The sequence below is a fragment of the Fervidicoccus sp. genome (genome assembly GCF_049967375.1).
In the GTDB taxonomy this organism is placed as follows: Archaea; Thermoproteota; Thermoprotei_A; order Sulfolobales; family Fervidicoccaceae; genus Fervidicoccus; species Fervidicoccus fontis.
The window spans coordinates 18,228-29,823 of the sequence record NZ_JBMFSV010000014.1 but is presented as its reverse complement, the minus strand read 5'-3'; the positions used below and the strand labels follow the sequence as shown (position 1 = coordinate 29,823).

11 protein-coding genes are annotated in these 11,596 nt (G+C 32.4%); 8 read left to right on the top strand and 3 right to left on the bottom strand.

Annotated features, from left to right (window positions below; all coding sequences use genetic code 11):
* The first annotated feature begins 311 nt into the window (after positions 1-311).
* The 8 genes from ACP5SL_RS03825 (at position 312) to ACP5SL_RS03790 (ending at position 8,025) form a co-directional block, all read left to right on the top strand.
* Positions 312-914: a TATA-box-binding protein gene (locus ACP5SL_RS03825; RefSeq protein WP_211206248.1), complete on the top strand. Its 603-nt coding sequence runs from the start codon at positions 312-314 to the stop codon at positions 912-914.
* Positions 915-1,383: 469 nt separating this feature from the next.
* Entirely contained in the window at positions 1,384-1,734 is a 351-nt protein-coding gene (locus ACP5SL_RS03820) for an ArsR/SmtB family transcription factor (RefSeq protein WP_014557519.1), read from the top strand.
* Positions 1,735-2,078: 344 nt separating this feature from the next.
* Positions 2,079-3,437: an aminomethyl-transferring glycine dehydrogenase subunit GcvPA gene (gcvPA, locus tag ACP5SL_RS03815; protein ID WP_014557520.1), complete on the top strand. Its 1,359-nt coding sequence runs from the start codon at positions 2,079-2,081 to the stop codon at positions 3,435-3,437.
* Positions 3,434-4,912: an aminomethyl-transferring glycine dehydrogenase subunit GcvPB gene (gene gcvPB / locus ACP5SL_RS03810; RefSeq protein ID WP_193804061.1), complete on the top strand. Its 1,479-nt coding sequence runs from the start codon at positions 3,434-3,436 to the stop codon at positions 4,910-4,912. Before gcvPA ends, gcvPB begins: the two co-directional genes overlap by 4 nt.
* 6 nt (positions 4,913-4,918) lie before the next feature.
* On the top strand, positions 4,919-5,671 hold the full coding sequence (locus ACP5SL_RS03805) for a 6-hydroxymethylpterin diphosphokinase MptE-like protein (protein WP_428228205.1): 753 nt from the start codon (positions 4,919-4,921) through the stop codon (positions 5,669-5,671).
* Positions 5,641-6,090, top strand: a complete 450-nt coding sequence (locus tag ACP5SL_RS03800) for a 6-pyruvoyl trahydropterin synthase family protein (protein WP_428228204.1) — start codon at positions 5,641-5,643, stop codon at positions 6,088-6,090. Before ACP5SL_RS03805 ends, ACP5SL_RS03800 begins: the two co-directional genes overlap by 31 nt.
* Complete coding sequence (locus tag ACP5SL_RS03795; RefSeq protein ID WP_193804058.1) at positions 6,087-6,914, top strand: GTP cyclohydrolase I FolE2; 828 nt, start codon at positions 6,087-6,089, stop codon at positions 6,912-6,914. The genes ACP5SL_RS03800 and ACP5SL_RS03795 overlap by 4 nt, the downstream gene beginning before the upstream one ends.
* Positions 6,895-8,025: a DUF1464 family protein gene (locus ACP5SL_RS03790; RefSeq protein ID WP_193804056.1), complete on the top strand. Its 1,131-nt coding sequence runs from the start codon at positions 6,895-6,897 to the stop codon at positions 8,023-8,025. The genes ACP5SL_RS03795 and ACP5SL_RS03790 overlap by 20 nt, the downstream gene beginning before the upstream one ends.
* 555 nt (positions 8,026-8,580) lie before the next feature.
* Here the strand turns inward: ACP5SL_RS03790 and ACP5SL_RS03785 are convergent.
* Genes ACP5SL_RS03785 through ACP5SL_RS03775 form a run of 3 tightly spaced genes read right to left on the bottom strand, consistent with a single transcriptional unit; the run spans position 8,581 to position 11,469 of the window.
* Positions 8,581-9,711: an AAA family ATPase gene (locus ACP5SL_RS03785; RefSeq protein WP_014557527.1), complete on the bottom strand. Its 1,131-nt coding sequence runs from the start codon at positions 9,709-9,711 to the stop codon at positions 8,581-8,583.
* A 24-nt stretch (positions 9,712-9,735) separates the two neighbouring features.
* A complete protein-coding gene (locus ACP5SL_RS03780) occupies positions 9,736-10,689 on the bottom strand; it encodes a cell division protein CdvB (RefSeq protein WP_014557528.1) in 954 nt (317 codons plus the stop codon).
* Between the two features lie 33 nt (positions 10,690-10,722).
* A complete protein-coding gene (locus ACP5SL_RS03775) occupies positions 10,723-11,469 on the bottom strand; it encodes a CdvA-like protein (protein ID WP_148683518.1) in 747 nt (248 codons plus the stop codon).
* Positions 11,470-11,596: the final 127 nt, after the last annotated feature.

The window sequence follows — 11,596 nt, the reverse complement described above, 5'->3', positions numbered from 1 at the left end:
ACAGGCAGGACGTACTCTTTTTCTATGTTCAATTTATAATTCATCCTCCTAAAATAGACAAAACGTTTGGTGTTTAATTAGTTACACATTTTTATAATTAATTTTCAATAAGAAACTAATAAACATAACCTGTTAAACTATAGTTGCTTTAAATTTATTAGATATTAGTATCTTTTCTTCTTGTAGAAAAAGTTTAAAAATAAAAAAGCTTAAATCAATTGCAATCTTATTTATTTATAAATCCCTTTATTTCTTTAAAAATATTAAAGTCAAGTAAGTTTATTAGGAATATTATGCTTATGGTGTGCTATATGAAAAAAACAAATTCGATATCAAAACCTGTAGTACAAATAGAAAATATTGTAGCAACTGTTACACTTGATCAGCAACTGGATCTGCATGAAATAGAAAGAAAAGTTCCCAGAGTAGAATATAATCCTGATCAGTTCCCTGGGCTTGTTTTCAGGCTAGATAGACCAAAAATAACTGCACTAATTTTCAAATCAGGAAAAATGGTTGTAACAGGTTCAAAAAGTACCCAAGAATTGATAACTGCAGTTAAGAGAATTATAAAAACATTTTATAATCATGGGATAAAAATTACAGGAAGACCTAAAATACAGATACAAAACATCGTTGCTTCTGCCAATCTTAATGTAGATGTTAATTTAGAAGATGCAGCATATAAATTAGAAAATAACATGTATGAGCCAGAGCAGTTCCCTGGACTAATTCATAGAATGACCGACCCATATGTGGTATTACTGATATTTAGCAGTGGTAAAATGGTAATTACTGGTGCTAAAAGGGAGGAAGAAGTTTCAAAAGCAGTCGAAAACATATATAAGACTTTAAAAGAATTAGATTGCCTCGTAACGAAAAGCGAAGATGAGCAAGAAGAAGAATTTTTTTGAATGAACAAAATAGAACTATTTTTTGATCTGACATCGTTCTCGTCTATTAATGGGTTTTTTCAATTGTAATACAATTACAAAGTCTCATGGCAAGAAAATTCGTAAATTTAATAAAAATTCAATAATATATTCAACCGTTATCTTTTTAAACTTTTTATATAATTTTAATAAATTCGATTGTGGGCCCGTGGCTCAGCCTGGTAGAGCGGCGGAGGGCCTTGCCTAGTACCTTTTCTTTTTTCTTTCATAAAAACTTGTAAAATTTTTACAATAAGAAGCTTTTTGAAATAATATTTTTCATTTTTTTAAACATTTATGCAATTTTCTTTTTACTTCTTATTAAAAGAACAAAAGGAAATAAAAATACCTTTTTGTAGGAATATTTATTTAAAAATCGCGAAAAATTAATAAACATCTGATAAAAATAATTATTTAATAATTATTTATAAAGTAAAAAGGTGGAAAAGGGATGCAATCTCAAAGTAGTATCGAAGAAGGAAAAAATATTAAAAAACCGCAAAAAGCAGGAATTTTTGAAGAAAATGGAGTACTATATGTAAATGGAGATGAGTATATAATTAGAGTTACCTCAGCTTTGGCCAACAGCACAAGACTTTTCATCCTAAAATACATTAAAGAGCATGAATCAGATGTCGGTGAAATAGCTGATCTAATTAAACAAAGTAAAGCTAATGCAAGTGCGCAAATAAAGAAATTAGAAGAAGCAGGACTAATAAGAACGACTTACAAGCCAGGACAAAGAGGAGTTAAAAAAATTACTGTTAGCAATGTTAAACAAATAGTGATAAACCTGGAGTAATCATTGAAAATAATTAAAAATCCAAAGCATTTCCGACACAATAAAATAAAAAATTAATAAGACAAATAATTGGTAAATTTTAGCATTTTTCGATGACTATTGAAAAACTTTTCTCTATAAAATATAACATAAAAAAGTTTAAAACGGTTGATTTTTTCTGAAGGACAAAGTTTCAGGTATAAAAATTTATCTAGCAATTTCAAAAATTTTAAAAAAATTCTAAAAGTTAAAATTTTTCAAACAATGCTTGTTTTTTAACTTATTATATTTAGAAAGCTATTTAGTTTTGATTTAGGAAATTTTTATTTCTAACTTTTTATATAATTTTAAATGGTTGATTTAATATGAAATACCATCCATGGATACCTAATGATAATGAAGAATTATTAAATATAATGTTAAAAACAATAGGCATTAATAACTGGGATGAACTTTTTACAAGCATTCCTGAAGAAATAAAGTTGAAGAAAAAACTGAAAATTGGTGCAGAACGTCCCCTTAATACAATAGAGCTAGAAAAACATATGAAAGAAGTTGTAAGGGCACAAAATATAGTAGATTTAGAAAGAGTTTTTTCTGGAGGACCCGTTGCACCTCACTTTGTTCCACAAGTGACTACTTATCTAATAAATAGAGGAGAATTTTTAACTGCTTATACTCCATATCAGGCAGAAATTTCACAGGGTTTGCTAAAAGCCTTATATGAATACCAGAGTCTAATGGCAATACTTTATGACATTGAAATAGTTAATGCTGGTATGTATGATGGAGGAACCGCGCTTGCAGAAGCCTCGCTATTATCTATAAGAATTAAGAAAAATAAAAAAATTGCGATTTCTTCTACGCTTTTCGAGGAGTATAAATCTGTAATTAAAACATATTTATATGGTCAAAATGCAACCTTAATTGAATATGATTTTGATAAAGATACCGGAGAGATAACGGGAGAAACTATTGAAAAAATTAAAAACGAAAAACCTTCGGGAGTAATAATAGATTATCCATCAAATTTTGGTCCAATAAGAAAATCGACAAAAGAACTTATCGAAGAAGTCCATAAATATGGATCGCTTGCAATAACATTTTCTGACCCTTCATCTCTACCTATATTAACGCCACCCGGAGAGCTAGGTTCAGACATTATTGTAGGAGAAGGACAAAGCTTGGGACTTCCGATGTCTGGAGGAGGAAGTCTTTTAGGTATATTGGGCATAAAAAATGATAAGGAACTTTTAAGAAATCTTCCAGGTAGGCTTATAGGGGAAACTGTTGATGCGGATGGAAAGAAAGGATATATGATGATACTTCAAACAAGAGAACAGCATATAAGAAGAGAGAAGGCAACATCTAATATAACAACAGCCACTACTTTGAATGCAATTGCAGTAGCTATTAATGTTTTACTATATGGAGAAAAAGGCCTAAAAACCAGAGCTGAAAAAATCCTTGAAAACACCAAAATGCTTAAGCAAGCACTAGAAAAAAATGGAATTGAAGCAAGTTATAAAAAGGCCCTTCATTTTAAGAATATTAGCTATAAAATTGACGATCCTTTCACAGAAGGAAGAGAGATTATTGAAAAATATAAAATAATACCCTTTACACCATATCAAAATTATGCGATTTCTTCTGCTACTGAAGTGCATAATAATGAGGATATTTCACTTTTTAGTGAAGCCATAGGAGGTGTGTTGAGAAAATGAGCTTTAGACAAGCTAAATGGAATGAACCTATAGCTTTTGATATTGAACATCAAAATAGGTCTTCCCTTGAATTTGAAGTCGATGAAAAACTCGAATTACCAAGTGAGCTAAAAAGAAAAGAGCTAAAAATTCCTGGAATGAGTGAAATAGAGGTAGTAAGGCATTATACAAGGTTAACAGAAGAATCTTACGGCGTAGATAATGGTCCTGTTCCTCTTGGATCCTGCACGATGAAGTACAATCCTAGAATTGCAACGAATTATGTAAATAGCGAATATTTAGCAAACATTCACCCATCTCTATTAAAGTTTGAAACAGCACAAAACATATTGAAATTAATGTATCAGCTTCAAGAATGGCTAAAAGAAATAACAGGAATGGATGCCTGCACTCTTCAGCCACCTGCAGGGGCTTCAGGAGAGCTCACTGGAGTCTTGATAATTAAAAAATACTTCCAAGAAAGAGGAGATACTCAAAGAGATGAGATGCTAATTCCAGACAGCGCCCACGGTTCAAATCCCGCAAGTAGTAGCATGGGTGGTTTTAAATCTGTAAGAATCCCAAGTGACGAACATGGGCTTGTCAATTTAGAAGCTCTAAGAGCTTCTGTAAGTAATAAAACAGCAGGCCTGATGCTGACTAATCCAAACACTCTTGGTCTTTTTGAGAAGAATATTACAGAAGTAACTAAAATTCTTCATGAGAATGAAGCGATAGTTCACTACGATGGTGCCAATCTGAATGGAATAATAGGAATTGCTAGGCCTGGAGATATGGGATTCGATATCGTACATTTAAATCTTCATAAAACATTTTCAGCTCCTCACGGAGGAGGAGGACCAGGCGCTGGAGCTGTATGCGTTAAAAAGTATCTAGAAGATTATTTGCCTGGATATATTGTTAGTAAAGACGACAATGGTAGGTATTTCCTCAAGAAAATGAGCAAGTCTATAGGAGATGTATACTCAACGTATGGAAACCTTCCGGGCATGATATATGCGTATATATTTATACTTTCCTATGGAAGCGACATTTACAAAGTGGCAAAATATTCGACACTTAATACTAATTTTTTCATTTCTTTATTAAAAGGAGTAAAGGGAATAACGCTACCTTACGATGAAAAAACTCCAAGGCTTCATGAAACTGTGCTAAGCTTCAAAAAGTTAGCTGAAGAGACTGGAGTGACGGTTGAAGATGTAGCCAAATACCTCCTTGATAACGGCTTTTATGCACCAACGATTTACTTCCCATTAATAGTGGATGAAGCTTTTATGATAGAATTTACAGAAACCGAAAGCTATGAAAATATAGTAAAATATGCTGAAGTTGTAAAGAAAGCCATTGAAATAGCGTATACAAATCCAAGTGAATTGAAGCAGGCACCAATTAATACAAGTGTAAGAAGGTTAGATGCAGTTAAGGCAAACCATCCATCAACTCTCAAGCCATCTGTAAAGTTTGGGAGGAAGTAAAAAGGTTTGAATTATAAACCTAACAAATTTTTTTGGGAGAAAATCTACAACTGGTTAAAATCTTTTATTGAGCTTTCTTTTTACTCAGATAACAATAGCGCTCTTCTGCTACGTTCGTTTTTGTTAGATTATCCGAGGATTTCGCTCGAGGAGATATATTCTTCGGTAGAAGGAAAAAAAGTTATAGTCATTGCGGGCTCGAAATGCTACGAGGATTATATAAATTGTAAAAACCCAAATGAAGCTATTATTTTTGTAGCGGATAAAGGGATTAAATGCTTGTCAAGAAATGATATAAAACCGACCGCAATTATAACAGATTTAGATGGCATTAATGATAACATTTTATTTCACCCTAAATACAAAAATTCCTATTTTTTTATTCATGCACATGGCGATAATCAGGAATTAATAAAAAAATATTTACCTTCTATTATGAAGCAAAAAATTAAAATAATAGGTACTACACAAACTAAGCCTTTTTATCCTTTATTCAATTTTGGGGGATTTACTGATGGTGATAGAACGGTTTTTACCGCATTATTTTTTAAAGCGAAAGAGATAGAAATCTATGGAATAGGTGAAGAATATTTCAATATCGATGTGTTCTATAATCTTAATAAATTGGATATAAAAGCAAAAAAGTTCCTTGCGGGCTACTTAATTATAAATTGGTTGAAGTGTAAGTGGAATTATAGAATAAGCATTCCGTATGAGAATGATGAAAAATGTCTGGAAATATATCCTTGGGAAGAGTAAATAAAATTCAAGTTGGCGTCGAGAATATTTCCTTTGATGCATCTCACTATACTAAAAGTGCTGATGGAAAATGCGAAAACCTTCACGGCCATACTTTTATTCTATCAGTAGAATATGAAGGAAATTTTAATCAGGAAAGCGGCATGGTCTTTGATTTTATAGAACTCAAAAAAATCATAAAAGATATTATTAAAGATTATGATCATAAGCTAATTCTTCCAGCAAAAGATAAAGAGAATACTAGAATTGAAGGGGAATTTTCCTTATCTGTTAAGTACTTAGATTATCCGGCAGCAACAACAGAATATATTGCCCTTTCTATTTTTCATGATATTGCCGAAAAGTTAAAAGGAAGAATTAAAATTAAGCTATATGAAGGAATGAATAATTATGTAGTTATAGAGGGAGAAAGTGCTTGACGAAGTTCTCTCCTGACATTCATGAGAATCCACCCGAATATAAAATTGCAATTAATAAAGCAGGAATCGAAGGTTTAAAGAAAAAAATAAAAATTAAGATCGGAAACTCATGTAGCGAAAAACTGTGTACAATCAACTTATATATAGATCTTGACAAAGAATTAAGAGGGGTTCATCTATCAAGATTAGTAAATTCTTTAAATCAAGAGCTAAACAGTAATGAATGTTTTAAATTAAATGATTTTCTGGAAAAGACAGCTAAAAGAGTTTTAAACACGCATTTTTCTTCAAGCCGTTCAGAAATACATGTATCGTTTGAAGACATTATTGAAGATACGCGGTTTGTACTGCATGCGAGTTATGTAAGAGAAAAAAATGGTTCACAAGAAGGAAAAGTTTCTATTGAATTAAATGGAATCACGTCGTGTCCATGTGCAAAGGAAGTGTTTAAATTCTATGAAAACACGGAATATGAAAAAACTCCTACTCATATGCAGAGGGCTGAATTGCACATCACCTTAAATTCAAAATATAACCTAGATCTGTTGTACAATGAATACTTACTGAAGGCTATAAGTGTCGGAAAAAGCTCATTTTCCGACATTTTAAAAGAAACACTTAACAGAGATGAAGAATATGAATTCATAAAGAAAACTATTAATAATCCTATGTTTGCAGAAGATGTGTGCAGAAAAGCTTATTTTTATCTTAAAAAGGAGCTACCAAGTGACATTGGGCTTAAGATTAAAGTCATTAGTTATGAGTCAATACATCCATACAATGTAATAGCAGAGGTTAGTGACCTTGAAGAGCATAGGTATTGATCCTGGAACAAAAAGCTTTGACATAGTAGTTATGGATGAAGAAAAAATAATCGAAGAGAAAAGCATTCCCACAGAAATCATCGCATCAAATCCTGATATTCTAATAGATGAAATTTTAAAAATAAAAGATTTTGACGTTATAATTGCCCCCTCAGGGTATGGATCTCCATTTGTATGTAACGAAAATATAAAAGATATAAGGTTATTTGCATCCGAAATCCTTCTTCTTTCTAAATATAAAGAATTATTGAATTTAAAAGATGAGGGAAGTATGGTCTATAAGGCTCTTTACAAGACTTCAGTAAAGCTTTGGAAGAATAAAATAAATGCATGTTATATCCCATCGGTAAAACTTTTAAATAGCGTTGAATTAAAATTTAAGATTAATACAATTGATTGCGGAACTGCTGATAAGCTAGCTTCAGCTTTTTATGTTATTAACTACCTTCGTGATCGAGAAAGCTTCGATATAGATAAAATTAACTTCACTATGCTAGAAATAGGGTATGGGTATAATGCTTTAATTAAAGTAAGGCGTGGAAGAATAGTTGGTGGCATAGGAGGCACTAAGTTAGGAATTGGTCACTTAACTATAGGTCCGATTGATGCTGAAATAACTGCGTATAAAAGGCGGTGGAAAAGAAATGATATATTTTATGGAGGTCTAAAAGATTATTGTAAAACTTCTTCTCTTGATGATGCTTTGAAATCAACTGAACCTATTTGTAGGGCTGCTGTTGAGCAAATGTTTGATTCTATTTTTGAGAAAATTTTAATATTAAACGAAGATACTAAGGACATATTGGTTGTAACTGGAAGATATTCTAGCTCAAACGAATTAAAAGAAAAATTGTCTAGTAATCTTTCGAAAAAATTCGAGCGTATCATATTCCATCCAAAATATTTTGAAAATTCTTTTGTAAAAGAATCTGCATTAGGTCAAGCAATGATAGGTCTCGGTTTTATGGGAAGCAAATACAAGGAAACTTTTGATGTTTTAGGTATAAAAGAAAGTAAAGGTACAGTTCTCGATTACATTATGCATCCAAAAATCCTTGAGCTAAGAGAAAGACTTCTTCAAATTTATGAAAAAGCTTTAGTTAATAGATGATTTTATTGTATTTTGAAGTTAATTATTAAAAGTTTATGAAAGCAATAGCTTAATATTAAAAAATAAATGTATATTTATGATAAAAAGCAATGATGACAGTCATGCCGAGTGAACGAAAGGATGTGCCTCTCCGGGGAAACTGAGCTATTTATTACAAACAAAAAGCCTCCTTTTCAAGGCTGGAATGAAGATTATAAGCTTTTCTATTCCTGCTTTTTATTACTGATAAAAATTAAAACAGCGTATGCATTAAATGAGGCGTTGTCTTCAAGAACTTAACAAAGAATAGTCGGCCCAGATAAATCTTTAGAAAGGAGATCTTTGGTCTCTCTCACTACCTAGCAGATGAAGCATGCAATTGTAAATAATTGCGAAGAACCTCTCGCCCTTGAGGACGAAAATGAGTTCATTTATGCTTCAATATTATATTGCAAGTTGATATTTAACGATTGAAATTTTTATCTCATAAATTAAGTTCGTAAAAGATTGCTTTTTTGTGAAAAATAAAGATATAAAATTTGCAATATATAACATGTGATAACCGGGTTATGTATCTTAAAGAGCTTTAAACTTTTCAAACCATGCATCATATCTCTTTACAAACAAAGGATCCACGCTAGGCTTTCTCTCCTTTAGTATATTGAGAAAATCTTCCATGGTTATCGACCTTGGCTCACCTTCTCCATTTTTCTGTTCAAAGAATTCTCTAATAACTAGCGTATGTGTAGCCTGAATTATATCCCTTATATCACTTGCTGAATATCCTTCAGTTAATTGAGCGAGTCTATCCAAATCTACATCTGAAGATAAATTCAAACCTTTCGTATACAAAGCAAACAACTGTCTCCTTGATTCCAGATCTGGAAGAGGTATCAATATTCTTTTATTGAACCTTCTCACAAATGCCTCATCTAATTGCCACGGTTTATTTGTTGCACCGATTACATACACATGTATTTTTTTATCTTTATCTTGAATCCCATCCATTTCTTTGAGGAACTGATTTCTTACCCTTACTTCTCCTCCAACTTCTCCGCTAAACGTACCCAACAGTGCGTCTATTTCATCTATGAAGATTATTGCAGGACTACCTTCTTCGCTCTTTTGTCTTGCATATTTGAAAATTTTTGAGACGTTTTTCTCAGCTTCTCCTAACCATTTGGACATTATACTCGCCGCATCAACATATAAGAAATACCCGTTGACTTCATTGGCAACAGCTGCCGCAAGCATAGTCTTTCCGCACCCAGGAGGACCGAAGAGTAGTATACCTCTTGGCCATCCTAAGGGAAAGAGATCTGGTCTTTTCACCGGATATACTATAGCCTCAACAATTGCCTGTTTGGCCTCTTTAAGGTCAGCAATATCACTAAACTTTACATTAGGCTTTTGAGTCAGAACGATATCATTTATAAAGCTATCTTTTTCGTTAGATTTACTCGCAGTATTAGATTCTATTGCTTCGGTATTGCTTTGCAGTTGCTGGATCCTCTTTTCGTAGCTTTTAATCATTTCTAAATAAGTACTTATCAAAGGACTGTCAGGATACATTCTAACAATTTTTGTCAAAATTTCGATAGCCTTTCTATAATTGTTTATGGCCGTCTCATAATCTCCGTCTTTATCAGCTGCTACTGCTGCTCTTGCATATCTAGTTGCCATTTCTTGTAAATAAGGGAAAGCCATAAGTACCTTCACCTTTAAAAAAAATTATTTAGGATTATCTTTGATCTCTATCTTTCCTTTTTTCTTTAAATTATATAGAGCTTCGTATATCTTCTCCTTATCAATTCCGTAGTTTGTGGTTATTTCTTGAATATTCAGCTTTCCTCCTGTCTTTTTTATTTCATTTAGAATTATATTTTCCACAATTTCAATATTGTAGGAAGATGATGATGTTTGCGCCTCTAATTGGATTTTTTCTGTTTTATTTACAATGCTTTTTTGCTGGTTAATTTCCCTCTGAGTTGACTGCTGAGTACTTAAATTTGTGATTTGTGTTGTCTGCTGGATTAGTTTCTTTGGCTCCGGTAGCATTTTTTCCACGTTGCTGTCAGCCAACTTCCAAGCTTCTTGAATTATTTTTTCCACATCTTCATTAATCATAAAAGTCTGGTTTGTATTGAACCCCCCCATTGAATTACTAGTGGAAATCATCATGTCAGTTATGTTTCTATTAATTTCATCTAAAGTTTCTCCTACTTTAGGGAATATAGCAGAGATTTCGTTTTTAACTCCAGCGAGCATTTTAGAAACCGGACCGAGCGCTGCTTGAAAGTCTTTATAATCTCTTACAGTTTGAAGTCTTTGAATTACTCTTTCGAAGCTTATTTTAGTAAATAAGATCGCTTTTAAAAAGTTTCTCAACTCGTAAACTTCTTCTGCATACATTTTTGCTAAATTATGATATGTTCTTTTTTCATCTTCCTTTATATTCGGAGAATCATATTTTTTCAAGTTCTCTACGATTCTGTCCGTAAGCTCTTGTATCCTTTTTTTCGTTCTATATTCCAGTTCATCAAATTTTTCTCCTTCGTCCTTTAACCTTACTATTACATCCTGTATCATGTCTTCCCATGTATAGTTCTTTGGACTGCCGAAAATATTCTTTAGCCAGCCTAGCAGGCCTGCCTTTTTTTCATCCCTATCGATACTTAGACCCATAACCCGGTTACCACCTTTATTTTTTAGTATTTATTACTGGGATGATACGGCAGGCACATTTGCATTATCAGATTGAGGAGCAGATTCGTGAAGCTCAACGACTATAGGTTGCTCTACTTGAGGAACTTGGGGAGTGACATTTTGAACTTCTTTAACTACGCTTTCAACATCTAGGCTTGATGTTTCTAGCTTAACTATTAAATCCATTATCTTTTTTGCATCGTTTTTCTCCTCAAGGTTTCTATCTTTATTTAATCTTAAGATATCTGCAGCTGGTTTATATCCCCTTTCACTGATTTCTCCAGCTATATAGCTCATTTTTAGCGCAGTTATAGCTTTTTCTATTTGAACGATTTGGTCTTCGAGCTCATTTATCCTCTTCTTAATCATGTCTTTTGCTTCATTCGCATCTTTTTTTAGAGTATCAAGGTCTTTTGAAACGTTGGCTTTAAATTCCTCATATGATTGCCTTGTTATTTCTCCTTTTGCATATAACTCATCTAAAGCTTTTGCTCTTCTTCTCGCTCTTTCAAGCCTTTCAATAACTTTTAAAGCTGAATATTTCCATTCTGGAAGAAGAATAATATCATCTTTCTGGATCAATATTCTTTCGGCTGGAAGTGTTTTAAAATTTATATCTCCAAATAATATCTCTACGGCATTAACATTCCCATCCACATTACTATAAATACTTGCGAGAGACCCTACAACCCTCTGATATGGATCTTTTACTTTCTGTCCGACATATTTATCCAACATGTCTACAGTATATATGACCATTTTCATACTCCACCTGCTTCTTTCTAAAATATTATACTAATATCATAGCATTTAAAAGCAAAAAGACAATGAATTTCAGATCGAGAAAATTTAGCTTCAAATTCAACAAAATTAAACATCATTTCAT